Source organism: Pseudomonas sp. FP2300, from assembly GCF_030687595.1.
Lineage (GTDB): Bacteria > Pseudomonadota > Gammaproteobacteria > Pseudomonadales > Pseudomonadaceae > Aquipseudomonas > Aquipseudomonas bijieensis.
Window position 1 is genome coordinate 6,370,376 of sequence record NZ_CP117440.1, and the last position, 24,943, is coordinate 6,395,318.

22 protein-coding genes and 1 riboswitch are annotated in these 24,943 nt (G+C 61.1%); of the genes, 11 read left to right on the forward strand and 11 right to left on the reverse strand.

Annotated elements, in window-relative coordinates; genetic code table 11:
* Positions 1-153 precede the first annotated feature (153 nt).
* Both PSH86_RS28385 and PSH86_RS28390 read left to right on the forward strand, forming a co-directional pair.
* Complete coding sequence (locus PSH86_RS28385; RefSeq protein ID WP_305486467.1) at positions 154-1,314, forward strand: MFS transporter; 1,161 nt, start codon at positions 154-156, stop codon at positions 1,312-1,314.
* A 402-nt stretch (positions 1,315-1,716) separates the two neighbouring features.
* Positions 1,717-3,510, forward strand: a complete 1,794-nt coding sequence (locus PSH86_RS28390; RefSeq protein WP_305486469.1) for a patatin-like phospholipase family protein — start codon at positions 1,717-1,719, stop codon at positions 3,508-3,510.
* A 37-nt stretch (positions 3,511-3,547) separates the two neighbouring features.
* Here the strand turns inward: PSH86_RS28390 and PSH86_RS28395 are convergent, their stop codons facing one another.
* Both PSH86_RS28395 and PSH86_RS28400 read right to left on the reverse strand, forming a co-directional pair.
* Positions 3,548-4,429: a formate/nitrite transporter family protein gene (locus tag PSH86_RS28395; RefSeq protein ID WP_109755093.1), complete on the reverse strand. Its 882-nt coding sequence runs from the start codon at positions 4,427-4,429 to the stop codon at positions 3,548-3,550.
* 200 nt (positions 4,430-4,629) lie between these two features.
* Positions 4,630-5,031: an acyl-CoA thioesterase gene (locus PSH86_RS28400; RefSeq protein WP_072346269.1), complete on the reverse strand. Its 402-nt coding sequence runs from the start codon at positions 5,029-5,031 to the stop codon at positions 4,630-4,632.
* A gap of 189 nt (positions 5,032-5,220) precedes the next feature.
* A riboswitch (S-adenosyl-L-homocysteine riboswitch) is annotated at positions 5,221-5,327 on the forward strand.
* Positions 5,328-5,350: 23 nt separating this feature from the next.
* Here PSH86_RS28400 and ahcY point away from each other — a divergent pair.
* The 5 genes from ahcY to PSH86_RS28425 all read left to right on the forward strand — a co-directional run bounded on the left by ahcY (position 5,351) and on the right by PSH86_RS28425 (position 11,999).
* Positions 5,351-6,760, forward strand: a complete 1,410-nt coding sequence (gene ahcY / locus PSH86_RS28405; protein WP_109755094.1) for an adenosylhomocysteinase — start codon at positions 5,351-5,353, stop codon at positions 6,758-6,760.
* Between the two features lie 191 nt (positions 6,761-6,951).
* Positions 6,952-7,797 (forward strand): methylenetetrahydrofolate reductase [NAD(P)H], encoded by an 846-nt coding sequence (gene metF / locus PSH86_RS28410; RefSeq protein WP_163856311.1) that lies wholly within the window; start codon positions 6,952-6,954, stop codon positions 7,795-7,797.
* Between the two features lie 81 nt (positions 7,798-7,878).
* Positions 7,879-8,961, forward strand: coding sequence for a hypothetical protein (locus PSH86_RS28415; protein WP_109755096.1), 1,083 nt, complete (start codon positions 7,879-7,881; stop codon positions 8,959-8,961).
* A 134-nt stretch (positions 8,962-9,095) separates the two neighbouring features.
* The gene (locus tag PSH86_RS28420) at positions 9,096-9,875 is read left to right on the forward strand and encodes an ABC transporter substrate-binding protein (RefSeq protein ID WP_109755097.1); all 780 of its coding nucleotides are present in this window, start codon (positions 9,096-9,098) and stop codon (positions 9,873-9,875) included.
* A gap of 261 nt (positions 9,876-10,136) precedes the next feature.
* The gene (locus PSH86_RS28425) at positions 10,137-11,999 is read left to right on the forward strand and encodes a DEAD/DEAH box helicase (protein WP_109755098.1); all 1,863 of its coding nucleotides are present in this window, start codon (positions 10,137-10,139) and stop codon (positions 11,997-11,999) included.
* 245 nt (positions 12,000-12,244) lie between these two features.
* On the opposite strand, the gene PSH86_RS28430 is transcribed toward PSH86_RS28425, so the two are convergent.
* The 4 genes from PSH86_RS28430 to PSH86_RS28445 all read right to left on the reverse strand — a co-directional run bounded on the left by PSH86_RS28430 (position 12,245) and on the right by PSH86_RS28445 (position 16,094).
* Positions 12,245-12,841, reverse strand: a complete 597-nt coding sequence (locus PSH86_RS28430; protein WP_109755099.1) for a YceI family protein — start codon at positions 12,839-12,841, stop codon at positions 12,245-12,247.
* A gap of 32 nt (positions 12,842-12,873) precedes the next feature.
* Complete coding sequence (locus PSH86_RS28435) at positions 12,874-13,425, reverse strand: cytochrome b (protein WP_109755100.1); 552 nt, start codon at positions 13,423-13,425, stop codon at positions 12,874-12,876.
* A gap of 343 nt (positions 13,426-13,768) precedes the next feature.
* A complete protein-coding gene (locus tag PSH86_RS28440; protein ID WP_162893873.1) occupies positions 13,769-13,918 on the reverse strand; it encodes a hypothetical protein in 150 nt (49 codons plus the stop codon).
* A 412-nt stretch (positions 13,919-14,330) separates the two neighbouring features.
* On the reverse strand, positions 14,331-16,094 hold the full coding sequence (locus PSH86_RS28445; RefSeq protein ID WP_305486479.1) for a flavin monoamine oxidase family protein: 1,764 nt from the start codon (positions 16,092-16,094) through the stop codon (positions 14,331-14,333).
* 223 nt (positions 16,095-16,317) lie between these two features.
* On the opposite strand from PSH86_RS28445, the gene PSH86_RS28450 reads away from it, so the two are divergent.
* Positions 16,318-17,724, forward strand: coding sequence for an adenosylmethionine--8-amino-7-oxononanoate transaminase (locus tag PSH86_RS28450; protein ID WP_305486482.1), 1,407 nt, complete (start codon positions 16,318-16,320; stop codon positions 17,722-17,724).
* Between the two features lie 169 nt (positions 17,725-17,893).
* Positions 17,894-18,613, forward strand: coding sequence for a 16S rRNA (uracil(1498)-N(3))-methyltransferase (locus tag PSH86_RS28455; RefSeq protein ID WP_116833650.1), 720 nt, complete (start codon positions 17,894-17,896; stop codon positions 18,611-18,613).
* A 56-nt stretch (positions 18,614-18,669) separates the two neighbouring features.
* Here the strand turns inward: PSH86_RS28455 and PSH86_RS28460 are convergent, their stop codons facing one another.
* Positions 18,670-19,572 carry a transporter substrate-binding domain-containing protein gene (locus tag PSH86_RS28460; RefSeq protein WP_305486485.1) on the reverse strand — a complete coding sequence of 301 codons (903 nt, stop codon included), beginning with the start codon at positions 19,570-19,572 and terminating at the stop codon, positions 18,670-18,672.
* Between the two features lie 21 nt (positions 19,573-19,593).
* Positions 19,594-20,835 carry a D-amino acid dehydrogenase gene (locus PSH86_RS28465; RefSeq protein ID WP_305490394.1) on the reverse strand — a complete coding sequence of 414 codons (1,242 nt, stop codon included), beginning with the start codon at positions 20,833-20,835 and terminating at the stop codon, positions 19,594-19,596.
* Between the two features lie 105 nt (positions 20,836-20,940).
* Here PSH86_RS28465 and PSH86_RS28470 point away from each other — a divergent pair, with 105 nt between their 5' ends.
* Positions 20,941-21,858, forward strand: a complete 918-nt coding sequence (locus PSH86_RS28470; protein WP_212801571.1) for a LysR family transcriptional regulator — start codon at positions 20,941-20,943, stop codon at positions 21,856-21,858.
* Between the two features lie 6 nt (positions 21,859-21,864).
* On the opposite strand, the gene PSH86_RS28475 is transcribed toward PSH86_RS28470, so the two are convergent.
* Positions 21,865-22,482, reverse strand: a complete 618-nt coding sequence (locus PSH86_RS28475) for a hemolysin III family protein (protein WP_109755106.1) — start codon at positions 22,480-22,482, stop codon at positions 21,865-21,867.
* A gap of 197 nt (positions 22,483-22,679) precedes the next feature.
* Between PSH86_RS28475 and PSH86_RS28480 the strand changes: the two genes are divergently transcribed.
* Positions 22,680-23,594, forward strand: coding sequence for a LysR substrate-binding domain-containing protein (locus tag PSH86_RS28480; RefSeq protein WP_109755107.1), 915 nt, complete (start codon positions 22,680-22,682; stop codon positions 23,592-23,594).
* Between the two features lie 118 nt (positions 23,595-23,712).
* Here PSH86_RS28480 and madM read toward each other — a convergent pair whose 3' ends face one another.
* Together madM and madL are read right to left on the reverse strand one after the other, a co-directional pair.
* Positions 23,713-24,477 (reverse strand): malonate transporter subunit MadM, encoded by a 765-nt coding sequence (gene madM / locus PSH86_RS28485; RefSeq protein ID WP_163856299.1) that lies wholly within the window; start codon positions 24,475-24,477, stop codon positions 23,713-23,715.
* 1 nt (position 24,478) lies between these two features.
* Positions 24,479-24,895 (reverse strand): malonate transporter subunit MadL, encoded by a 417-nt coding sequence (madL, locus tag PSH86_RS28490; RefSeq protein WP_109755109.1) that lies wholly within the window; start codon positions 24,893-24,895, stop codon positions 24,479-24,481.
* Between the last annotated feature and the right edge of the window lie 48 nt (positions 24,896-24,943).

The window sequence follows — 24,943 nt, forward strand, 5'->3', positions numbered from 1 at the left end:
CCGCGGCCGTTTATACTGCAAGCGACCACGCCGCACTCAGTTGCGCATACACCTATTCCAATAATTTCGCTGTTGCCCCGTTCACTCGAACCGGTGGTGTCGGCATGCGTATGCCTGATCAGAGCGTCAAGACTACAGACAGAGACCTTGCGCATGCCACTCGCCTTGCTTGCTTTGGCCGTCGCCGCTTTCGGCATCGGCACGACTGAATTCGTCATCATGGGGCTGTTGCCCGATGTCGCCCGTGACCTGGCGGTGAGCATTCCCCAGGCCGGGTTGCTGATCACCGGCTATGCCCTGGGCGTGGTGTTCGGCGCTCCGATCCTGGCCACCGGCACCGCCAATATGCCGCGCAAGGCGACGCTGCTGGGCATGACGCTGATGTTCATCCTCGGTAACGTCCTCTGCGCCCTGGCGCCGAACTACACCACGCTGATGGCCGCGCGAGTCATCACCGCGCTGTGCCACGGGGCGTTCTTTGGCATCGGCTCGGTAGTGGCGGCCGGGTTGGTGGCGCCGAACAAACGGGCCCAGGCCATTGCGATGATGTTCACCGGCCTGACCCTGGCAAACGTGTTGGGCGTGCCGTTGGGCACGGCCTTGGGCCAATACGCCGGCTGGCGCTCGACCTTCTGGGCGGTATCGGTGATCGGGGTGATCGCAGCCATCGCCCAATGGGTCTGGCTGCCCAAGGAAATCCCCATGGACAAGGCCAACCTGGCCAGCGAGTTCAAAGTCCTGGGCAAGGTCAACGTATTGCTCGCCCTCGGCATGAGCGTGCTGGCCTCCACCAGCCTGTTCAGCGTGTTCACCTACATCGCGCCGATCCTGCAGGACATCACCGGTGTCAGTCCCCATGGCATCACCATCATGCTGCTGTTGTTCGGCGTTGGCCTGACGGCGGGCAGTTTCCTCGGTGGGCGCCTGGCCGACCGACGCCTGCTGCCCTCGCTGGTGGGCATGGCCCTGGCCGTGGTGCTGGTGTTGGCCGCGTTCAGCCAGACCAGCCAGTCGGTGATTCCGGCGGCGATCACCCTGGTGCTGTGGGGTGTCTTCGCCTTCGCCCTGTGCCCGATCCTGCAATTGCTGATCATCGACCAAGCCCACGAAGCACCGAACCTCGGCTCTACGCTGAATCAGAGCGCGTTCAATCTCGGCAACGCGGCTGGGGCGTGGATTGGCGGGTTGGTGGTGGCCAGTGGTGCGGATCTGGCGGATCTGCCATGGACCGGGGCGTTGGTCGGAGGCCTCACGGTGTTGACTGCCTTATTCTTTATCTACCGACAACGTCGTTCGGTGGCAGTCGCTGTTTGAGGGGCTGAGAAATCTGCCCTGCCCGTGAGCGAATAGGCGACGCTTTCAGTAAGACTTTGTCCCCATCCGTGCGAGCTGTTTTACCTACTTTCCAAAAGCCTTGTTCCAGAGCGCTTTTCATTGAAATCCGCCGAGTGCTGTTTGCAGCCGGCGGATGTTTGTCCAATTGAGTCGCCACGCAATAATCCCTCGGATTTTGCTTAGAGTTCGGTCCCCCACGGGTACAAGGAACGAACCAGAATGCTAGCAATCTCGCAACAGCCCCCTCCCCGTAGCTCTTTTGAGAGCACAGACCAGATCACAAGACCAGCGAATCCTGGAGATGACTGCCTATTGGTAGACCGCGCGACAGGCCGGTCGATATCCATCATTCGACATGGCGACGGTAGTGTCGAAGTCACCATGAATCGCCCCCCCATTACGGACTTGGTCCTGAGTGGCGGTGGCGCCAAGGGGGCGGCTTACTCCGGACTTGTCGAAGCCCTCGAAGCCAACGGTCTCATGGGTAATATCAGAACGATTTCAGGCTCCTCTGCAGGGGCCATATCGGCCGCCGTACTCGCCAGCGGCATGAGTCATGCGTGTTTCGACCAGATCCTTGACGATATTCCCCTCACGTCCTTGCTCGACAGCACCCACCCTATCGTTAAAACACTCCAGAACGCCTGGTCGAAGCTGGGCGAAAAACTGAAAAGCGTTCCGCTGGCGCAATTGTTGTGTGATCTGTTGCCACGCCTGGGCTCCAAGGGGATACCGCTGGAGAATCTGATCCGGGAGAAATCCTGCGCGGCGCTTTTGCAACGCTGCGACGATCACTCGGAACCTCTCTCCGAGAAAGCGCAACAAGCTATTGCCAATGTGAGACAGAACCAATACGTCACCTTTGCTGACCTGGCAGTCCTGAGCAAAGAGATCCCACAGATCAAGACCGTGGAAATCACCGGCACCGCCATGTTCGAGGAAGGCACGCAATTGGTGGTGTTCAGCGAGAAGACCACGCCGAGTATGGACATTGCCGTGGCCGCGCTTATCTCCGCGTCGCTGCCGGTCGTCTTCAGCAAGCCGACCCAGCAAGGGCTGCCATTCCAACAGAACGATGAGAAACGTATTGAAACCACGGCATTTGCCGATGGCGGCATTCTGAACAACACACCGGTACCTGACATCTATAATCCGGCGACCTCCATGAGCCCGATCCCGGACAGCGAGTCTTTGATCCTGGTGTTCGAGTCTGAAGAATCGGACCAGGAAAACCAGCGGGGTACGGGCATCTCGGCCCTGATCGACAGCGTTCTCAAGGCCCCCCATACGGCTAGCGCCGCGTGGAATGCCAAGCAACTGAAGCGCTTTGCCGACCAGATCGTCGTCGTACCGCTGAAAACCGAAAAAGGCGATTACCGTGGCCTGTTGAGTGGAACGGTCAATTTCGGCATGTCCGAGGAGATCAAGAATTATCTCCAGGAAGAGCTGCGCAAGGTTGTCCAAAGCTATCTGGACGAGCGCTACTCCACGCAGCAAACCTTTGCATTTGTCTCGATCGAGGACGCCCTGCTGGCGTTGAGCGACAAGGATTTCGAACCGCTGAGCGCAGAACTGGAAGACGACAAAGCCTGCACCGAGGTGATTGCCTTCAGGCGCCACGCACAACAGGCGTTGACGCAATTGAAGGAAGCGATCCAAGCGGCCAACGAAACACCTTCTAAGCTTGAACCCACCTCGCAAATGCACATGGCCATCAGGGCCCTCGACCAACTTGCGGATCAACCCGGCAAGCTGCAATGGCTAGCTAAACGCCTCAATCACGGCAATGACCCGGACTTCATGCAATTCCTGCAGGCCGCCGCCGAGTGGGACAAAGGCGCGACCAGCGCCATTTCTGAGGTGACCCGTCACGCCGTCGAGCAAATGCACCAGCAGGACATTGCCACGCGCATCCATAACGTCGTGCAAAACGTGCTGCATCCCACACTCTTCCGCAGCGGCCAGCCCAGTGCAAACATCAAGCTGATAGAAGGGGCAATCCGGGACCTTCAGGAAGTGCAAGATCCAAAGAGGTTCAACAATTCACTGGAGCAGAAGATCGCGTTCAACAAAGCACTCGAACGGGTCATCGCCAACTACAGGTCGCGCTACATGGGAACGCTTGATCCGAAGTCAACAACCCGCAAGACCCTGAGCAACATGCTATTCAATTAACGCCAACCACGCCGGGAGCCTGCGATCAGGCTCCCATTCATTCCGAGTCGCCACGCGGCCTTGCCGCTCCTGACGGCTTATCTTTGGGCGGGCCGACTTCGCTACGAATCTGCGCATGACTGATCAAAGCGAAGATAAAACTCCCACCGACGATATTGCCCGCCAACGTCGGCCCGGCAAACACCATCCAGAAGTCCTCCCACGACAACTGACCGGCAAACACCAGGTAGGACACTTCCGCCGAGCCGACGACGATGTGAGTGAAATCCCCCAGCGCCATGAGATAAGTGATCAGAATGATGATCCACATCTTGGCGCTTTCCATGGAGGGGATCATCCAGACCATGGTGGCGATCATCCAGCCGGAAATGATGCCCTTGGCAAACATCTGGCCGGTGTCGTTTTCCATGACCTTGCGGCCGATCTCCAGGAAAGCCTGGTCAGTGCGCTGGTCGAAAATCGGCAGGTGCAACATCACGTAGGCCACCAGCAAGGTGCCACACAGATTGCCCACCAGCACCACGCCCCAGAGCCGGATCAACCGCCCGAAATTGCCCAGGGTGGGCTTGCTCATGATCGGTAGCACCGCGGTCAGGGTGTTTTCGGTGAACAATTGCTGGCGGGCCAGGATCACCGCGAGAAAACCGGCGCAATAACCGAAGCTGGCGATGACCTTGAAGCCTTCGTGGTCCGGCAGCCGGGAGTTGAGCAACCCCATCGCCATCAGTGACAGGCCCATGGTCAACCCCGCCGCCAGGGCCGACCACCAGAGCGCAGCGATACTGCGCTCAAGTTCCTGGTTGCCCTGGGTGCGGATGATTTCATGCAACACGGCAGCCCGCGGCGGCTGGTTGCGGTCGACTTCGTGCTGTTCCTGAGCCGAGAGATCAGGGGTCTTGCCGTCTTTATGGGTGTCCATACAGCTCCTGAACCGGTGGCGTGATGTAGCTACGACACGTGGCGTTCGGAGCTGTTCAGTGGTGGACTGATGTTCATGGACCTTGAAGCCGCCATCGCGAGCAGGCTCGCTCCCACAAGGGGATTGATGGCGAACACAAATCCCATGATCAATACCGAATCAATTTGGGAACAGACCTGCTCGCGATAGCGCCGCCGATCTCACTCGACAACATCATCCTTGAACTGATCCTTGACGTATTTGATCTCGGTCCGCCCATGAGGCGCGGGCAAACCGTCCTCACCAAGGTTGACGAAAACCATCTTCTCCACGGTCAGGATGCTCTTGCGGGTGATTTTGTTGCGCACCTCGCAGGTCAGGGTGATGGAGGTGCGGCCGAATTCGGTGGCGGTGATGCCCAGCTCGATGATGTCGCCCTGGCGCGAGGCGCTGACGAAGTTGATTTCCGAAATGTACTTGGTGACCACGCGCTGGTTGCCGAGCTGGACGATGGCGTAGATCGCCGCTTCTTCGTCGATCCAGCGCAACAGGCTGCCACCGAACAGTGTGCCGTTGGGGTTGAGGTCTTCGGGCTTGACCCATTTGCGGGTGTGGAAATTCATGTTCACTCCTGAGCGCCTGGCCGATGAATGGCTGCATCATGGCAGACCCGGCAGGCAGGCTCTACATCGCGGCCCCTATAACGATCATCGGCAATTTTGATTTGCCGACAGAAACCCTTTTGGAAGATCCGGTTAGCCCGTTATAATCGCCCCGCTTTACCGGTCCACGCTTTGGACCGTTCCCGCCACCTGTCCGAGGGGCGCTGCAGCAGGCTCGACCTGTCAGGCTCGGATGGGGCGTTGTTCGTACGGGGCTCCCCATACGGACACTAAACGCACAACGGCGCCCATTCGCATACATTACGAATGGAGGCTCTTCATGAGCGCTGTTATTACGCCTGCCGCTTTTACCGATTACAAAGTCGCCGACATGTCCCTGGCTGCCTGGGGCCGTCGCGAAATCATCATCGCCGAATCCGAAATGCCAGCCCTGATGGGCCTGCGCCGCAAGTACGCCGGCGAGCAACCGCTCAAGGGCGCGAAGATCCTCGGCTGCATCCACATGACCATCCAGACCGCCGTGCTGATCGAAACCCTGGTTGCCCTGGGTGCCGAAGTGCGCTGGTCGTCCTGCAACATCTTCTCGACCCAGGACCAGGCCGCTGCCGCCATTGCCGCTGCCGGTATCCCGGTATTCGCCTGGAAAGGCGAAACCGAGCAAGAGTACGAGTGGTGCCTGGAGCAAACCATCCTCAAGGATGGCCAGCCATGGGACACCAACATGATCCTCGACGACGGCGGTGACCTGACCGAGCTGCTGCACAAGAAATACGCGGCCGTGCTGGAAAACGTCCACGGTGTGACCGAAGAAACCACCACCGGCGTACACCGCCTGCTGGACATGCTGGCCAAGGGCGAACTGAAGATCCCGGCCATCAACGTCAACGACTCGGTCACCAAGAGCAAGAACGACAACAAGTACGGCTGCCGTCACAGCCTCAACGACGCCATCAAGCGCGGCACCGACCACTTGCTGTCCGGCAAACAGGCCCTGGTGATCGGCTACGGTGACGTGGGCAAGGGTTCGTCCCAGTCCCTGCGCCAGGAAGGCATGATCGTCAAGGTGTCCGAAGTCGACCCGATCTGCGCCATGCAGGCCTGCATGGACGGTTTCGAACTGGTTTCGCCGTTCATCGACGGGATCAACGATGGCACCGAAGCGAGCATCGACAAAGCGCTGCTGGGCAAGATCGACCTGATCGTGACCACCACCGGCAACGTCAATGTCTGCGACGCCAACATGCTCAAGGCCCTGAAAAAGCGCGCCGTGGTCTGCAACATCGGTCACTTCGACAATGAAATCGACACCGCTTTCATGCGCAAGAACTGGGCATGGGAAGAAGTGAAGCCACAGGTGCACAAGGTTCACCGCACCGGCACTGGCAGCTTCGACCCACAGAACGACGACTACCTGATCCTGCTGGCCGAAGGCCGCCTGGTGAACCTGGGCAACGCCACTGGCCACCCAAGCCGCATCATGGACGGTTCGTTCGCCAACCAGGTCCTGGCCCAGATCTTCCTGTTCGGCCAGAAATACGCCGACCTGTCGCCAGCTCAGAAAGCCGAGCGCCTGACCGTGGAAGTACTGCCCAAGAAGCTCGACGAAGAAGTGGCCCTGGAAATGGTCCGCGGTTTCGGCGGTGTGGTCACCAAGCTGACCAAGCAACAGGCTGACTACATCGGCGTTACCGTCGAAGGCCCGTTCAAGCCGCACGCTTACCGCTACTGATCGGTTCTATTGCCTGCTCTCCCTGTGGGAGCGGGCTCTTTGTGGGAGCGAGCTTGCTCGCGATGCAGACACCTCGATTAAGCTGTCAGGCCGAGGCGATGCCAATCGCGAGCAGGCTCGCTCCCACATGAGTCCGCTCCTACAAGGAATGTGCAGGCCTCCCAGGCTTACGCGTTTCCAAGGATATGACCATGTCCCAAGACCGTCGCTACAGCTTCGAGTTCTTCCCGACGAAGACCGATGCTGGGCATGAAAAACTGATCGCCACTGCCCGTCAGTTGGCCAGCTACAACCCCGACTTCTTCTCCTGCACCTATGGCGCTGGCGGTTCGACCCGTGACCGCACCATGAACACCGTGTTGCAGCTCGAAAGCGAAGTCAAAATCCCCGCCGCCCCTCACCTGTCCTGCGTGGGCGACAGCAAGGACGACCTGCGCAGCCTGTTGACCCAATACAAGGCCGCTGGCATCAAGCGCATCGTCGCCCTGCGTGGTGACCTGCCGTCGGGCATGGGCATGGCCAGCGGCGAGCTGCGCCACGCCAACGAATTGGTGAGCTTCATTCGTGAAGAAACCGGCGAGCATTTCCACGTTGAAGTGGCTGCTTATCCGGAAATGCACCCCCAGGCGCGCAATTTCGAAGACGATCTGCGTAACTTCGTGCGCAAGGCCAACGCTGGCGCCAACAGCGCGATTACCCAGTACTTCTTCAACGCCGACAGTTACTTCTACTTCGTCGAGCGTGTACGCAAGTTGGGGGTCGACATCCCTGTCGTGCCGGGGATCATGCCGATCACCAACTACAGCAAGCTGGCGCGTTTCTCCGACGCGTGCGGTGCAGAAATTCCACGCTGGATCCGCAAGCAGCTGGAAGCCTACGGCGATGACACCTCCAGCATTCAAAGCTTCGGCGAGGAGGTCATCACGCAAATGTGTGAGCGTTTGTTGCAAGGTGGTGCGCCAGGGCTGCATTTCTATACCCTTAACCAGGCCGAGCCCAGCCTCGCGGTATGGAACAACCTCAAGCTGCCACGCTGATGTCTTGATGCGCTGGTACAAGAGGCCTTGGCGAAAACCAAGGCCTTTTTTTTTAAGCACATATCTGGAGGATTGCAGTAGATGCCCAATGGTCACAGGCTAACGACCCCACAGCTCATTTATCTGGTTTACGGGGCCGAAACCTATCACCAGGAAGCGTTGTTCAGCATCGCCAGCGCGTTGGCCGGCCTGCGCAAGACGCCGGACGAAGCATTGGATATCCAGGTGTTCACCGACAATCCCGCACCGTACGAAGGGCTGCCGGTGCGTTTGCGCCCGTTGGACAACGAGACCCGCCAGGCCTGGATCGAACCCCACGGCTATCACTTCCGCGCCAAGCACGTGGTGATGCAGAAAGTGCTCGAAGAAGCCGAAGTAGCGCTGCTGATCGACACCGACACTTTTTTCCACTGCTCCCCCCTCGAACTGTTCCGCCGCGTCCGGCCTGGCACGCTGCTGTGCAACGCTTTCGGCCTGACGTATGGCGCCAACAAGGATTCCGGGCTGTACCTGACACTGGCCGATACCCTGCGCCAGCGGCAATTGGCAGACGACGACATGCCGTTGTTGAACTCGGGGGTCATTGGCCTCAACTGCGCGGATACCGCGGTCCTGGATCGCTCCCTCGCCCTGATGGATGAACTGTATCCATTGGCGCAGGGTGCCTACACACTGGAAGAATTTTGTCTTTCGGTAGCGGCCTATCGCTCGGTGCAGGTGCGCGAATGCCCGGACCTGATCCATCATTACTGGAGCCGCAAGCAACTGTTCCGCGCCAAGACCAAAGCCTGGCTCGACAAACACCGCGCCGCGCCGGTTTGCCAACGGGCCCTGGATGAAACCGGGCAAGTCACTGCCACCCTGCCCCGGCCGCCGGCCTTCCAACGCCTGGCCTACAAGGTCGTTACCCTGGCGCTGCCCAATCATAAACGCCAATTCATGCGCGAAATCCTCTATGGCTGCTACCGCCACACCAACCAGTTCGACCAGGCCTGCGCGCCGGTCTGGTGGGAAAAAGCCCTGGAGAACGTCGAACACCGCCTGGAAAAACCGTTGCAGGACCATGAGCTCAAACGCTGGCTCAATCATCCGCTGATTCGCCTGGTACTGGGTGAGCGCCGCGTAGCCATCTATGAGCACTTGATGCAGGCAAAGGACAATTAGCAGCCTGCGTGGTTAGTTCGTTAGTTCAAATTCGGATGCCAGAAGTTGAACTGACTGGAATAACCACACAGGCCACGAGGGCGCAGGCCAGAGCGCTCTAGCTATTTGATGAGCTCTCGTCGTAACCTCAGGCCATGCCCGTCATTGTCCAGCTGCTGACCGCCCTTCTCCTCCTGTGCCTGAGCATGACTGCCCGGGCCGAGAAGTTGCGCATTGTCACCGAACCCTGGGCCCCGTATGTCTACGAAGAGCAGGGCAAGATGCTAGGCCTGGACTACGAAACCACGGCCATCGTGTTCAAGCGCCTGGGCATCGACGTGGAATGGCAGTTCCTGCCATGGAAGCGTTGCCTGGTGATGCTGGAGCAGGGGCTGGCGGACGGTGCGCTGGACATTTTCCACAGCGATAAGCGCGATGCCATGCTGCTTTACCCCAGCGAACCGCTGTCGGACGTGGAGTTCGTGATGTTCTACGCCAATGCCCGGCCCCATCCGTTTCGTACCCTCGATGACTTGGGCGGCCTGACCATCGGCACCTCGCCCGGTTATCTGTACAGCCAGGCTTTCAGTGAGTCGACCCTGTTCACCCGTGAAACGGCGCCCACCCACGAAGCCAATTTCGGCAAGTTGCAACTGGGGCGGATCGATCTGCTCATCACCGACCGTAGGGTGGGCCGGCATGTGCTCGAACAAATGCGGTTGGGCGACCAGATTACCGAAAACCCGACGGTCGTGAGCCGTCAAAGCCAATACCTGGCGGTGCGGCGCAACGCCGGGATGGATTTGCTGGTGCAACGCTTCGGTGCCGAACTCAAGCGTTTCAAGCGCGAACCGGCCTATGCCGAACTGAGCGCTCGTTACGGCGCCGGCCCGATTGCCAAGGTCGCCTCGCCCGGTCAGGCAACGCTGAAATAAACCGTTGAGCAGCGGGAAAGCGGCGCGCGGCGTTTGCTCTGTTATACTCCGGCCTTCCCGCCAGGCTCACGCCCGGACGCCCGGCCTTGCAAAAGGCATCCCGACACCGCTACAGCGCAGCCTACAGCCCGCGCGAGCCTTGTCCGGACCCGCCTTTGAGGCCCGGCAGGACCGGACGGGATGACGTCTTTTTGTTGAACGTCGTTCGCGCCAGGCAAGACTATCCCATTGGGCCAGGCCCTCACTAAAACAGGATTACTCATGTCCTTTGCTTCCCTCGGTCTCTCCGAGGCTTTAGTCCGCGCCATCGAGGCCGCCGGCTACACCGAGCCTACCCCGGTGCAACAGCGGGCCATCCCCGCCGTGTTGCAAGGTCGCGACCTGATGGTCGCGGCGCAGACAGGTACTGGTAAAACCGGCGGTTTCGCCCTTCCGATCCTGGAGCGGTTGTTTCCCAACGGTCACCCAGACAAATCCCAGCGTCATGGCCCGCGCCAACCGCGCGTACTGGTCCTGACCCCAACCCGCGAACTGGCGGCCCAGGTCCACGAGAGCTTCAAGATCTATGCTCGCGACCTGAAGTTCGTCAGCGCCTGCATTTTTGGCGGCGTCGGCATGAACCCCCAGGTCCAGGCCATGTCCCGTGGCGTCGATGTACTGGTGGCCTGCCCCGGTCGCCTGCTGGACCTGGCCGGCCAGGGCAGCGTCGATTTGTCCCACGTCGAAATCCTCGTGCTGGACGAAGCCGACCGCATGCTCGACATGGGCTTTGTCCATGACGTGAAGAAAGTGCTCGCCCGCCTGCCCGCCAAGCGGCAGAACCTGCTGTTCTCGGCAACGTTCTCCAAGGACATCACCGACCTGGCTGGCAAGTTGCTGCACAACCCGGAGCGCATCGAAGTCACGCCGCCGAACACCACGGTCGAGCGCATCGAGCAACGCGTATTCCGCCTGCCGGCCAGCCACAAGCGCGCCCTGCTGGCACACCTGATTACCGCCGGTGCCTGGGAACAGGTCCTGGTGTTCACCCGTACCAAGCACGGCGCCAACCGCTTGGCCGAGTACCTGGACAAGCACGGCCTGCCGGCAGTGGCGATCCACGGTAACAAGAGCCAGAACGCCCGTACCAAGGCCCTCGCCGACTTCAAGGCCGGCGAAGTACGCATCCTGGTAGCCACCGATATCGCGGCCCGTGGCCTGGACATCGACCAGTTGCCCCACGTGGTCAACTTCGAGCTGCCAAACGTCGATGAAGATTACGTTCACCGTATCGGCCGTACGGGCCGGGCCGGTCGTTCGGGCGAAGCGATCTCGCTGGTCGCGCCGGACGAAGAAAAGCTGCTCAAAAGCATCGAGCGCATGACCAAGCAGAAAATTGCCGACGGCGACCTGATGGGCTTCGATGCCAGCACCATCGAGGCCGAGAAGCCTGAAGTGCGCGAACGTCCGGACGTGCGCAACCCGCGCAACGCCCGAGGCCCACGTGGCGACGGCCCGAATGGCGGCGGTGGCGGCGGTGGCCGCAAGGACAAAGGCAAGGACAAGGGCAAGGAAAAACCGGCCAGCAACAGCCGTGGCGAACGCCCAGCCCGCGAACAGAAGCCCCGCGAAGGCACTCCAGCCCGTGAGCAGCAGCGCCCAGTCCCACGCGCCGCAGCCGATCGTGCCCCGGACGAGTTCCTGGACGACGACATCGACAACTTCGGTAACCGCGTCGACTACGTGCCGCAGCAGAAACCGGCCCAGGGCCGTGGTCGCCGCCCAGGCGCCCCGGCACAGGGCGCGGGTGCAGGCGCTCCGCGCAGTGGCCAGCCACAGGGTCGCCAGAACGGCCCGCGCAACAGCAACGGCTCGTCCACCGGCACTCCGCCGGCCAAGCGCAACGGCCCACGCAACGGTGCCCCGCGTGACGGCCAGGCTCGTCGCGATGACACCCGCCCGCGCCGCCCGGCCCGCGACGACCAGCCGCGTCAGGAACCCGCCGTGCAGAACCCGCGCAGCAACCAGCCGAAGATCATGCACAAGGAATCGAAAGCCGATCGCTTCCCGACGCCTGAGCAGCTGGATCAACTGCCTAGCCGTCCACGGGGCGAGAAACCGGCATTGCTGACCCGCAATCGCTGAGTTTTTCCAAGCCTTGAAAAATGCCCCGGGTCTCGCGACCCGGGGCATTTCATTTGATGGACTCTGATCCAACCCTGTGGGAGCGAGCCTGCTCGCGATAGCGGTGGGTCAATCACCGCTCTTTTCATGTACCGGCCTCATCGCGAGCAGGCTCGCTCCCACAGGGACACTGTGTTGTCGAAATCCGCGTAATAAAAAACGCCCCTGATCGCAAGACCAGGGGCGTTTTTTGTCAGGCGCGAAGATTATTTCGCTTTGACACCTTCAAACGAGACATACAGTTCGACCGCATCGGAAGTTGGACCCAGGTCTTTCTGCTTGCCGAAGTCCGAACGCTTGATGCTGGTGGTGCCTTCGAAACCGGCACGGTAACCGCCCCATGGGTCCTTGCCTTCACCCAGGAAAGTGGCCTTGACCACGACCGGCTTGGTCACGCCCAGCAGGGTCAGGTTGCCGGTCACGTCGGCCGTTTCCTTGCCATCGGCGTTCTTGCCGGTGGACTTGACGCTGGTGGAAACGAAGGTGGCCTTGTCGAATTTGCCCACGTTCAGGAAGTCAGCGCTGGCAATGTGCTTATCGCGTTCGGCGTGGTTGGTGAATACGCTGGCGGTGTGCACATTGAACTCGATCTTGCTGTCTTCAGGCTTGGCAGCGTCGAAGCTGAACTTGCCGTCGATGTCCTTGAAGGTACCGGTGATGTAGCTATAGCCCAGGTGGCTGATCTTGAAGTCAACGAAGGCGTGCTGGCCTTCCTTGTCGACCACGTAGTCGGCAGCCATGGCCTGACCGGCCGACAGCAGGGCAGAACCGATTGCCAGGGCGGCGAGCGTCTTTTTCAACATGCTTTCTATTCCTTTGGAGTCGAGGTTGAACATCAGGCTTGGCGTCCCAGCATGCGCTTGAGGGTCGCGTCACGGTCGATAAAGTGGTGTTTCAATGCAGCCAACGCATGAAGGCCGGAAAAAATTACCAGCGCCCATGCCAGGTACAGGTGAATCTGGCCGGCGACGTCTGCCTGATCGGGCAGTCCGGACACCAGCGCGGGTACTTCAAACAGGCCAAACACCGGAATCCCGACACCGTCTGCGGTGGAAATCAGGTAACCGGCAATCATCACGGCGAACAGCCCGAGATACAGTGCGCTATGACCGAGCTTGGCGCCGGCGCGAGTCAGGCGACCATAGGTTTCAAGGGTCGGTGGCGGCGGGCTGACGAAACGCCAGAGCACTCGCAGCAACATGACCGCCAGCAACACCAGGCCAATGCTCTTGTGCAGGTCCGGTGCGTCTTTGCGCCAGGCGCTGTAGTAATCCAGGCCAACCATCCACAGGCCCAGGGCAAACAGCCCATAGACCGCCAGCGCAACGCCCCAGTGCAGAGCGATACTGACCCAGCCATAGCGAGAAGAGGAGTTGCGTAGCTGCATTGCTCATATCCTGTAAAAACTGCGATCAAGACTAGCGAGTTATCTATCGATTTAAAGCGGAAAATTTCGCTTTGAAATATCGAGAAATACGATCATCAGTCTGGAGGGGGTGGGTTAAGGAAAGATTAAAGGGGAAACGGTAGTGATGACGAGGGGTGCAGGTAGCCGCTGGGTGTCTGCATGGACCTCATCACCAGCAGATCTTTGACATGCGAACAGGGAATCTTTGCTGGGCCCGCTATGGCTTCGTCCCGGGACGTATGTCCAAGCCAAAGCAGGTCAAAATTTTATTTGAGAACTTTGAAATTAAAACTTGGTCGTTTTCGCTGCCGCCTCTCTAGAGTCACTTATTGACGCACTCAGGCCTGTAAGGATCCATGTCGCATTTATAAACTAATTGAGGATCGTGCTTTTTCAGCACCATACGGCCATCAGCAGTGCAACCACTGACACCGAATACTGCCAATAGCATTAAGGCCGCTATCAATTTCATGTTAACTCCAGCTTTCACGAGGTGAAAATTTTGAATTATTAGTTTACCGAGCACTCAGGCCTATATGGATCGACGGAGCATTTGTGTGCTAGCTGCGGATCTCTTTCTGGAATCATCGGAATCGTCAAAGGATCTCGGCATTCGCCATACACACATCCATATATCGAAGCCAATACGACCACTGCCATTAGTATTTTTATACGCGCTCCTGTTTTTGGAGGAGCCTAGATTTGTGGCTTGGTGCGCGCTATCGCCTGCTTCCGGTTAAAGGGTGGGAAGTTTCCGATGTATCGCCAAGGCGTGTAGGACGTAGCGCTTATTAAGCGATGCCGGGCTTTGAGTGGTGCCGCCGGTACGCTTGATGCTGGATAAAAAAACGCGGCCCTTGAGCCGCGTTCTTTCCACCTGATCGTTACTGAGCCTTCGTCTCAGTAGCCGTCGTCGGTTTGACTGCTGGCTTCTTCACCGGCTCGGCCTTTTTCACCGGGGCCTTGGCCGGCGCTTTTTTAGCCGGAGCTTTGGCGGCTGGTTTTTTCGCCGCCGGTTTGGTCGCTGCTTTCTTGGCTGGCTCAACCTTCGCCGGAGCAGGCGCTGGCGGTTCCACGGGTGCTGGGGCTGGGACGGGTGTCGGCGCAGGCGCTGGTGCAGGCGCTACCGGCTCCGGTGCCTTGACCGGCTCTGGTTTCTTGTCGTCATCCGAGCCACCAAATAGGTTGCTGAAGAAGTTGCCCTTCTTCGCCGCTACCGCACCCGCCGCTGCTGCCGCTGCAACTGGCGCGACCTTGGCCGGTTCGAACGACTTGCCTGCCGCCAGGTCTTCAACCTGGCTGGCCGCCCGCTGGCCGCTACGCAGCGCGCCTTCCAGGGTGCCCGGGTACAGGGTGTCGGTATGCTCGCCGGCAAAGGCTATGCGCTGCAATGGCTTTTCCCACAGGCGCCAGTACTTGCTGATCTGGCCCGGGCCGAAGGCCAGGTAGGCGCCACCCGTGGACGGGTCGGTGCTGTAGCGACGGATTTCATAACCGGTGAACGCGCCACGGGCCTGTGGATAAAACGCGTGCAGGCGGATCAGCACCTGATCGACCATCTGCTTGTCACCAAAGGCCTGCATCACCCGGGCGTTGTCGCCGGACAGGTTGATGACCACGTTGGCACCGCCCTTCATGGCCGGTTCGATCCACATCATGCCCAGGCCGGCGTTGCTGTAGATTTCGCCCGACATGCGTGCCTTGCTGTCCCAGACCGGGTTCTTGAACTTGAGCATGATCTGGTCGCGCCAGCCGTAGTTGGTGCCCTTGATCGCGCCTTGATGCTGGGCGTCCAGGGCCGGGGTCAGCTGGATCTTGTTCAGCGCTCGCAGCGGCACCGCCAGCACCACGTAGTCAGCCTGGTAGCCAACGCTGCCGACCTTGACGGTCACACCGTCCTTGTCTTGAGAGATGGCCGACACCGGCGAATTGGTCTTGATGGTCTTCAGTTGCTTGACGAACGCCTGGGCCAGGGTCGGACTGCCGCCAAGCAGGCGCGAGGCCCGCAGGTCGCGGTCGGACACGCCGCGATAGACGCGGTTCTGCTGGGCGAAATACAGCAGCGACAGGCGCGAAGGTTCGTCATAACGGGTGCGAATCTCCTGATTCACCAACTGCCGCGCCGTGGCCGGCAGTTGCAGACGATCGAGCCAGTTGGACACGGTGATCTGGTCCAACGCGTGCAGCGTATTGGTAGCCGCCGGGTTCTGCGGGTCTTCGATGGAACGCGCCAGGTCGTCCAGGGTGGTTTCGTAGCGCTTGAGGGCTTCGGCGGTGGCCGGCTGTTTGGTCGCCAGGTCGGCGGCGGTGAAGTAGGTGCCGTCGATCAGGTAGCTGGGGGTGCGCACGAATTCCGGGGCCGGCGTGGTGCTCAGCTTGAATGTGGAGACGTACTTGTTCAGCACCGGCTGCGTCTTCTCGTTGCCGATCCACTCACTGGTGGCCATGCCCGAACGCCCGCCCAGGTCCGGCTTGGCCTCCAGCAGCGTCACCGCCCAGCCCTTGTTCTGCAACTCATAGGCGGCCGTGAGCCCCGCCAGGCCGCCGCCGATGACGATGGCCGTCGGTTGTTTGTCCTTGGCCAGCGCCGCAACGCTGAACAGCCCTATCATCACCAGCGCACAGGCGCGCAGCCAACCAGCAGACATTCAACGAACTCCGGATTAAAACGTAGGAAATTTCAGTTTTCGAGCCTGTCGGCTCAGAGAACGGCGAAGAATACGTCAGCCATCAAAACGCCGCCAGCGACGTCTATCGCCTCATTCAAAGTAGCCGCGATGACACAATGGGTTGTCCCCGGGGCCGCCATTGCATAGGCTTGCGCGATTGTTTTGCCCGCGCCCGCCGCGAGCCGCCTCGAGGAGACTGTACATGGGCCTGAATAACCAGTGGATGCAACGCGATCTCGCGGTGCTGTGGCATCCCTGCACCCAGATGAAAGACCACGAACAGCTGCCGCTGATCCCCATCAAGCGCGGTGAAGGCGTGTGGCTGGAAGACTTCGAAGGCAAGCGCTACCTCGATGCCGTCAGCTCCTGGTGGGTCAACGTGTTCGGCCACGCCAACCCGCGCATCAACCAGCGGATCAAGGACCAGGTCGATCAGTTGGAGCATGTGATCCTCGCCGGCTTCAGCCATCAACCGGTGATCGAGCTGTCCGAGCGCCTGGTGAAAATGACGCCCGAGGGCCTGACTCGGTGCTTCTACGCCGATAACGGCTCGTCCTGCATCGAAGTGGCGATGAAGATGAGCTTTCACTACTGGATCAATCGCGGCCGGCCGGACAAGAAGCGCTTCGTCACCCTGAGCAACAGCTACCACGGCGAAACCATCGCGGCGATGTCGGTGGGCGATGTGCCGTTGTTCACCGAAACCTACAAGGCACTGCTGCTGGACACGATCAAGGTGCCAAGCCCCGACTGCTACCACCGCCCCGAAGGCATGGGTTGGGAAGAGCATTCGCGCAACCTGTTCGCGGCCATGGAGCAGACCCTGGCCGAGCACCACGACACCGTCGCGGCGGTGATCGTCGAGCCGCTGATCCAGGGTGCTGGCGGCATGCGCATGTACCACCCGGTGTACCTGAAGTTGCTGCGCGAAGCCTGCGACCGCTATGGCGTGCACCTGATCCACGATGAAATCGCCGTCGGCTTCGGCCGCACCGGGACGATGTTCGCCTGCGAACAGGCCGGTATCACCCCGGATTTCCTCTGCCTGTCCAAGGCCCTGACCGGCGGTTACCTGCCGTTGGCGGCGTGCCTGACCACCGACGAGGTCTACAACGCGTTCTACGACGACTACCCGACCCTGCGTGCCTTCCTGCATTCCCACAGCTACACGGGCAACCCATTGGCCTGCGCCGCGGCCCTGGCGACCCTGGACATCTTCGAGGAAGACAACGTCATCGAAAACAACCAGGCCCTGGTCCAGCGCATGGCGAGCGCCACCGCGCACCTGGCCGACCACCCGAACGTCGCCGAGGTGCGCCAGACCGGCATGGTGCTGGCGATCGAGATGGTCAAGGACAAGGCCAGCAAGACCGCCTACCCGTGGCAGGAACGGCGCGGCCTGAGTGTGTTCCAGCATGCCCTGGAGCGCGGTGCGCTGTTGCGACCGCTGGGCAGCGTGGTGTATTTCCTGCCGCCGTATGTCATCACCCCGGAGCAGATCGACTTCCTGGCAGAAGTGGCCAGCGAAGGCATCGACATCGCCACCCGGGACAAGATCAGCGTGGCGGTGCCGAAGGATTTTCATCCGGGCTATCGCGATCCGGGCTGACGGCAACTTTCCCTGTGGCGAGGGAGCTTGCTCCCGCTGGGCTGCGAAGCGGCCCCATTCTTGCGATAGCTGCGCAATCGAGCGGGAGCAAGCTCCCTCGCCACAAAAGCGTCCTCGCCACACTCAATCAGGCTGCAATGTCGAATTCAGATTCAGTAGAGAACAGAGCATGAGACTGTCCCGCTTCTTCATCGACGCTCCCCTGGGCCTCGGCGACCACGAACTGCCCGAAGCCCAGGCCCACTACATCGGCCGGGTGCTGCGCATGGCCGAGGGCGATGCGGTGCAGGTGTTCGACGGCTCGGGCCAGGAGTTTCGCGGCACGCTGGCCGAAGTCGGCAAGAAACGCGTGCGGGTGCAATTGGACGAGCAGTTCGCCGGCCAACCTGAATCGCCGCTGCGCATCCACCTCGGCCAGGGCTTGTCCCGGGGCGAGCGCATGGATTGGGCGATCCAGAAAGCCACGGAGCTGGGGGTCAGCGAGATCACGCCGATTTTCAGCGAGCGCTGCGAAGTACGCCTCAAGGACGAACGCGCCGACAAACGCCTGCTGCACTGGCGCCAAGTGGCGATCAGCGCCTGCGAGCAGTGTGGACGCTCGACCGTACCGGTGATCCACCCACCGCTGCTACTGGCTGACTGGCTGAAACAGACCGAGGCCGAGCTGAAGCTGGTACTGCATCCGGTGGCCGAGCCGCTGGTCAGCCATGCCAAGCCGTCGAGCCTGGCATTCCTGATCGGGCCCGAAGGCGGGTTGTCGGAAGCCGAAGTCGAACAAGCCAAGACCGCCGGCTACCACGCCGCCCGCCTCGGCCCCCGCGTGCTGCGCACCGAAACCGCGCCCGTGGTGGCGCTGGCAGTGGCGCAGCAGTTGTGGGGGGATTTCTAAGGCTCCGCGACCACTGAAGATCAATTGTGGGAGTGGGTCGTGGATGTCCGTGCGGCCTACTGCACCGGCTCGCTGGTCGGCTTGGCAATGATCGCCTTCAATTCGCTGGTCATCGGGAACTCCAGGTTCAGGCCCTTGGGTGGGATCGGCTTCTGGAACCAGCGGGCGTAGATCTCGTTGATCTCCCCCGATTTGTACAAATCGGCCAGGGTCGCGTTGACCAGCGCCAGGAATTGCGGATCGTCCTTGCGCAGCATGCAGCTGTAGATTTCCCGCGATTGCTCCTGCCCCACCACCACCCATTTGTGCGGGTCGCGGGCCTTGGCCCGTTCGCCGTAGAGCAGCGCATCGTCCATGTAGAACGCCGCCGCCCGACCGGTCTCGAGCATCTGGAAGGACTCGCCGTGATCCTTGGCGCTGATGATGAACATCTCGGCGTTGTTGTCCTGGTTGTAGCTTTTCAGGAAGCGTTCGTTGGTGGTACCGGCGGTGGTCACCACATTTTTGCCGCGCAGGTCGGCAAAGCTGTGGATGCCGCTGTCCTTGGCCGTCAGCAACTGGCCCTTCACATAGATGAAGCCATAGGAAAACGCCACTTGCTTCTGCCGCTCGGCCGTCACCCCGGTCGAGCCGCACTCCAGGTCGACGGTACCGTTCTGCACCAGTGGGATACGGGTCTGGGACGTGACCAGGTTGTACTTCACGTTCAGTTGCGGCAACGCCAGTTGGGTCTTGATGCGCTCGACAATCTTGCCCGCCAGCTCCACCGAGTAACCCATCGGCTGGCCGCTGCTGTCACCGACGTAGGAAAAGGGCACCGAGGCGTCACGATAGCCCAGGGTAATGCTCCGGGTGCTGGCGATTTTGTCCAGCGTGCCGGCCGGGGGCACTTCGTTGGCAAGGGCCTGGACGCTTAGCAACAGGCTCAGGGTGCAGCCGATCAACGTGATTTTTTGCATTGTTATTCTCCGTTGGATGGGTCAGGCGGCGCGGGGCGTCAAGCCCTGCAAGTCGATGGAGGGTGTGTGCTGGCGGATCAGCTCGCTGAGCAAGCGAGCGCTGCCACACGCCAGGGTAAAGCCCAAGGCCCCATGACCGAGGTTGAGCCACAGGTTACGGTAGCCAGTGGCGCCGATCAGCGGCACGCCGCTGGGGGTCGCCGGGCGCATGCCGGCCCATTCGACGGCGCGCTGGTAATCCCCAGCCTGGGGGAAGGCTTCCTGGGCCTGGCGCTTGATCAGGGCCAGGCGCTTGGGCTCCGGCGTCGGGTCGAAGCCGACGATGTCCACCATCGCCGCGACTCGCAGTTGTTCGCCGATGCGAGCGTAGACGACCTTGCGGTCGTAGTCAGTGATGCTCAACTCCGGTGCCCGATGCTGTGGGCCAATAGGCACGGTCAGGCTGTAGCCCTTGAGCGGATACAGCGGCATCCGCACGCCAGGCACTGCGAGCGCGGCACTGCGATGGCCGGCGGCGATCACCAATTGCTCCACCGGGAGCCGCTGCCCGTCCAGCGCGATGGCGCGCACCGCGCCGTCGGCGTGTTCGATGCCGCTCACCGGCTGCCCCAACAGGAACTCGCAACGCCCCGAAGCCCGCAGACGTACCGCCAATTGCTGGCAGAAGGCATGGCAATCGGCGACTTCCTCATCCGGCGTGTAGATCCCACCCACATATGGCACGCCGGCCAGGGCCGGCTCCAGGTTCGCGCACTCGTTGGGGCCAAGCACCTGCTGATGGGTGCTGTCCGCCAAGCCCTGCCGCGCACGCTGGAAATGCCTCGCGTCGCGAAACGTCACCAACTTGCCATTGCGCCGCCAGTTGAAACCGTCGAGGCGGTCGTCCTCGCGCCAGCCCTGCAAGGTTGCCTGGCTCAACAACGCCAGGCGCAACAGGTGGGCGCCGTTGCGCCGGTTGACCGAGGTCCGGCAGGCTCCGATGAACGCGGCCATCCAGCGCCACTGTGCCGGGTCCAGACGCGGTCGCAACTTGAGTGGCGAATCACCGCGCAGCATCCAGCCCAGTGCCTGCCAGGGCACCCCGGCGTCCGCCAGCGGGGTGACGTAGCGATACGACAACTGGCCGCCGTTGGCAAAACTGGTTTCGCTGCCCAAGGTTTCCCGGGCCTCCACCAGCGTCACGTCGACGCCATCGCGCACCAATGCATAAGCCGTCGCCAGCCCGACCACGCCACCACCGATGATGCAAACCCGCTGAGCCATGTCCATCTCACATCCGTTTTCAATGGCTTGAGGTTAGGGCGAGGTGACAGGCCGCGAACAATGAATAAAGATGGGCTCCCTATAAACAAAGGTTATGGGTTCGCCATGCGTCTTCGCCATATCGAGATCTTCCAGGCCATACGCCAGACCGGCTCCATCAGCGGTGCCGCTCAACTGCTGCATGTTTCGCAACCGGCGGTGACCAAAGTGTTGCAGCATGCCGAGCAGCAATTGGGGTTTGCGTTGTTTCTGCGGGTGCGCGGCAAGTTGCAGGCCACGCCTGAAGCGCTGGAGCTGGAGCGCGAGGTCGATAAAGTCAGCGAGAGCCTGCAAGGTGTCCGACGTCTCGCCCAAAGCCTGCGGCGCGAGCCGGGCCACAGCCTGCGGATCGGTGCGACACCGGCCCTGGCCCTGTCGCTGCTGCCAGCGGCGATTCATCAATGGACGCACCGCTACCCGGACATCGTCTGCGAGTTGTCCAGCGCCCACAGCCGCGAATTGGTGCAAAACCTGTTGATGCGCGAAATCGACGTCGCCCTGACCCTGCAACCGCCCGATCATCCGGGCCTCAAGGCCCAGGCCCTGGCCAGCGGCGTACTGGTGGCCCTGGCGCCAAGCGGGCATTGGACCCAAGCACAGGTGGGGCAGCCGATGCCGTTGCAGGCGCTGGCCGGCGCACCGTTGATCGGCCTGTCCAGCGCCGACCCGCTCTCGGCCAAACTGGACGGCTATCTCAAGGCCGTGGAACCACCGCCGCGCATCAGCATCGCCGTGCAGACGTATTCACTGGCCCGCGCCATGGTCGAATCCGGTGCCGGGCTGGCGGTGATCGACCCGTTCACGGCGCTCGGCGCCTCGAGCACCCGTACGGCAATCCGACCGTTGTCGCCACCGCTGCCCATTTCCCTGTATGCCGTGACCCGGGCCAATGAGGCCCCGGCGCACACCCTCGGCGCATTGCTGGAAATTTTTGCCGGCCAGGCCCAGGCGCAACTGGACCGCCTGTTCGCGGTGGCCGGTTGAACCTGACTAGAGGACGTAGAACAGAATCGCCACGAAGTGCAGCAGGCTGCCGGCGATCACGAACAGGTGCCAAATCCCGTGGGCGTGGCGCAGCCGGTGGTCGAGGGCAAAGAAGATAATGCCCACGGTATACAACACGCCACCCGAGGCCAGCCAGGCGAACCCGGCGCTGCCCAGGGCCGCCATCAAGGGCTTGACCGCCACCAGCACGATCCAGCCCATCACCGCGTAGATCACGATCGACAGGATCCGCGCTTCGGAACGCGGCTTGATCTCCTGCAAGATCCCAATCAGCGCCAACCCCCAGACAATCCCGAACAAACTCCAGCCCCAGGGCCCGCGCAGGGTTACCAGGCAGAACGGGGTGTAGCTGCCGGCGATCAACAGATAGATCGAAAAGTGATCGACCTTCTGCATGATTTCTTTTTTGCGCCCGCGCACGCTGTGGTAAACCGTCGAAGCGCTGTACAGCACCAGCAGGGTGAACCCGTAGATCGCCACGCTGACGATCTTCCACGGATCGCCCGCCATCCCGGCAATCACCAGCAACCACACCGCCCCGATAAAAGCCGCCACCGCCCCGACCAGGTGCGTCCAGGCATTGAGTCGTTCGCCGTGATACATCCAATCCCACCTCACATTCCAGAACAGACGCCAAGGCTCAGGCTTGGCGCGGCAAAGTGCAATGTTTTGCTTGCTGTGGGAGCAAGGCTTGCCCGCGATGAAGGTAACTCGGTTTCTGCAAAACCGAGTCGCCTGTTTCGCGAGCAAGCTTTGCTCCCACAGGGCACAATCGGGCAATACGAATAAGAGTCCGCCCCATGCTGATCGACGAAGAATTGACCCTGAAGAAACTCGAGGTGTTCCTGGCCTTCATGCGCACCGGCAACCTGGCGCGGGCGGCGGCCGAATTGCAGACCAGCAACGTCAGTGTGCACCGGGCCATTCACTCGCTGGAAAGCGCCCTGCGCTGCCCGTTGTTCAAGCACGAAGGCCGCAACCTCACGCCGCTGGAGAGCGCCTATGTGCTGGAAGAACGGGCGCAGAAACTGATCCAGGACGTGGTCGAAAGTGTACGCCTGACCCGCGAAGCCGCCGGATTCTCCGCCGAGCGCTTCAAGTTGGGCTCGCTGTATTCGCTGACGGTCAAGACCGTGCCGCAACTGATCATGGGCCTGAAAATCCGCCGCAGCGAACTCAATATCGACCTGATCCTGGGTTCGAACATCGACCTGCTGTACAAACTCAAGAACATGGAAGTGGACGCGATCCTGATTTCCCTGGATGACAGCGTGAACGACCCGGACTGTGAGCATATCGCGCTGTTTTCCGATGACATCTTTCTTGCCACACCGGCGGATTCGCCCTTTGCCCAGCGCAGCGAAGTCGACCTGGCCGAGGTCCGCGACGAGACGTTCATCACCCTGACCCAGGGCTTCGCCACGCACCAGGACGGTATCCGGGTGTTCAAGCAGGCGGGGTTCGAGCCGAAGGTGGCGATGCAGGTCAACGACATCTTCACCCTGCTGAGCATGGTCAGCTCCGGGGTGGGCTATGCGTTGCTGCCGGGCAGGATCGCGGCGGTGTATGAAAACCGGGTGAAGCTGATCCCGTTGCAGGAAAAGTACCGGTTGCAGCAGCACATCGGCGTGGTGTTCCTGAAGGCCAAGGAGCGGGATCCGAACCTCCTGGCGTTGTTGGCCGAATGCCGGATGTATGCCAATCGCCAGGCTTGAAACCGAGTCGCCCCCATCGCGAGCAGGCTCGCTCCCACAAGGGATTTGTGAACACCGATCCAATGTGGGAGCGAGCCTGCTCGCGATAGCGTCAGAACAGGCGATACAAATTCGGAACCTAGCCGACAATCCCGCGCACAATGAAGTACAGCAACGAAGGCCCCAGCAAACAGCCAAGCCCGGTATGGAACGTCGCCGTCAACGCGCCATACGGCACCAACCGCCGGTCCGTCGCGGCCAGGCCGGCAGTCACGCCGCTCACGGTCCCGGCCAGGCCGCCGAAGACCATGGCCGAGCGCGGATTGTCCAGGCCCATCCAGCGCGCCGCCATGGGCGTGCCGACCATCACGATGATCGCCTTGATCAAACCGGTGGCAATCGACAACGCCATCACATCGGAGGTCGCGCCAATCGCCGCCCCGGTCACGGGCCCGACGATGTAGGTCACCGCACCCGCGCCAATGGTGGTCATGCTCACCGCATCGCGATAACCGAACACCCAGGCAATGCTCGCACCGACGATGAAGGGCAGGATCGTGCCCAGCAGCAACGCGATGGCGCCAATCATCCCGGCCTTTTTCGCTTCGGTGGCCTGCACCTCGAACGCCGTGGCAACAATGGCGAAGTCACGCAGCATGGCGCCGCCCATCAAACCGATGCCGGAAAACAGCGACAGGTCCGCCAGGCCTTTTTGCCCACCGGTCATGGTGCCGCCCACCCAGGCCAGCACCAGGCCGATGACGATGGCAATCGCCGAACCGTGGATCCGGCCATAGGTCAGGCGCTTGGACAACACCACCGACACCCACATGATCACGCCGACGAACGCGAACGCCGTGATCAAACCGTTATGTTCCAGGCCTTTCTCGATGAGATCCCACATATCAGCGGCCTCCTACTGGGGTGCCGAGGGGCGTGACTTCCGCCGGCTCATCGGGCAAGGGTTCGCCTTTGTGGGTCCGGCTGATCAGCGTAATGGTGCAGCCGCAGAGCACCACCGAACCAATGGCCGCCAACACCGCCACCGGGCCGCCGTGCAAGGCCGTGACCACGTTCTGTTGCGCGGCCATCGCGACCACCACCGGAATGTACATGGCGCCCCAGAAGCCGACGCCCATTTCGCATTCCTTGGTCATGCCGCCGCGTTTTTGCATCCACAGCCGCGCACAGATCAGCAGGATCATCGCAATGCCGACCCCGCCGACGTTGGATTTGACGCCGAGCAAAACGCCGAGCAGGTCGCCCATGATCACCCCTGCCAGCGTACAGATCGCCAACAGCGCCACACCGTAAATAATCATTGTTGTAGTCCTCAAAGTGCATCGTCGAAATTGTTGTTTTTGTAATTC

Coding starts and splice junctions, on each gene's coding strand:
- PSH86_RS28400 (WP_072346269.1), bottom strand. CDS start 5,031: ATGAATTTCCACACCCGCAAATGGGTCAAGCCCGAAGACCTCAACCCC.
- PSH86_RS28475 (WP_109755106.1), bottom strand. CDS start 22,482: ATGTATCACGGCGAACGACTCAATGCCTGGACGCACCTGGTCGGGGCG.
- PSH86_RS28385 (WP_305486467.1), top strand. CDS start 154: ATGCCACTCGCCTTGCTTGCTTTGGCCGTCGCCGCTTTCGGCATCGGC.
- PSH86_RS28435 (WP_109755100.1), bottom strand. CDS start 13,425: ATGCAGCTACGCAACTCCTCTTCTCGCTATGGCTGGGTCAGTATCGCT.
- PSH86_RS28425 (WP_109755098.1), top strand. CDS start 10,137: ATGTCCTTTGCTTCCCTCGGTCTCTCCGAGGCTTTAGTCCGCGCCATC.
- PSH86_RS28470 (WP_212801571.1), top strand. CDS start 20,941: ATGCGTCTTCGCCATATCGAGATCTTCCAGGCCATACGCCAGACCGGC.
- PSH86_RS28420 (WP_109755097.1), top strand. CDS start 9,096: ATGCCCGTCATTGTCCAGCTGCTGACCGCCCTTCTCCTCCTGTGCCTG.
- PSH86_RS28430 (WP_109755099.1), bottom strand. CDS start 12,841: ATGTTGAAAAAGACGCTCGCCGCCCTGGCAATCGGTTCTGCCCTGCTG.
- PSH86_RS28460 (WP_305486485.1), bottom strand. CDS start 19,572: ATGCAAAAAATCACGTTGATCGGCTGCACCCTGAGCCTGTTGCTAAGC.
- PSH86_RS28415 (WP_109755096.1), top strand. CDS start 7,879: ATGCCCAATGGTCACAGGCTAACGACCCCACAGCTCATTTATCTGGTT.
- PSH86_RS28465 (WP_305490394.1), bottom strand. CDS start 20,835: ATGGCTCAGCGGGTTTGCATCATCGGTGGTGGCGTGGTCGGGCTGGCG.
- metF (WP_163856311.1), top strand. CDS start 6,952: ATGTCCCAAGACCGTCGCTACAGCTTCGAGTTCTTCCCGACGAAGACC.
- madM (WP_163856299.1), bottom strand. CDS start 24,477: ATGTGGGATCTCATCGAGAAAGGCCTGGAACATAACGGTTTGATCACG.
- madL (WP_109755109.1), bottom strand. CDS start 24,895: ATGATTATTTACGGTGTGGCGCTGTTGGCGATCTGTACGCTGGCAGGG.
- PSH86_RS28480 (WP_109755107.1), top strand. CDS start 22,680: ATGCTGATCGACGAAGAATTGACCCTGAAGAAACTCGAGGTGTTCCTG.
- PSH86_RS28440 (WP_162893873.1), bottom strand. CDS start 13,918: ATGAAATTGATAGCGGCCTTAATGCTATTGGCAGTATTCGGTGTCAGT.
- PSH86_RS28450 (WP_305486482.1), top strand. CDS start 16,318: ATGGGCCTGAATAACCAGTGGATGCAACGCGATCTCGCGGTGCTGTGG.
- PSH86_RS28390 (WP_305486469.1), top strand. CDS start 1,717: ATGAATCGCCCCCCCATTACGGACTTGGTCCTGAGTGGCGGTGGCGCC.
- PSH86_RS28455 (WP_116833650.1), top strand. CDS start 17,894: ATGAGACTGTCCCGCTTCTTCATCGACGCTCCCCTGGGCCTCGGCGAC.
- ahcY (WP_109755094.1), top strand. CDS start 5,351: ATGAGCGCTGTTATTACGCCTGCCGCTTTTACCGATTACAAAGTCGCC.
- PSH86_RS28445 (WP_305486479.1), bottom strand. CDS start 16,094: ATGTCTGCTGGTTGGCTGCGCGCCTGTGCGCTGGTGATGATAGGGCTG.
- PSH86_RS28395 (WP_109755093.1), bottom strand. CDS start 4,429: ATGGACACCCATAAAGACGGCAAGACCCCTGATCTCTCGGCTCAGGAA.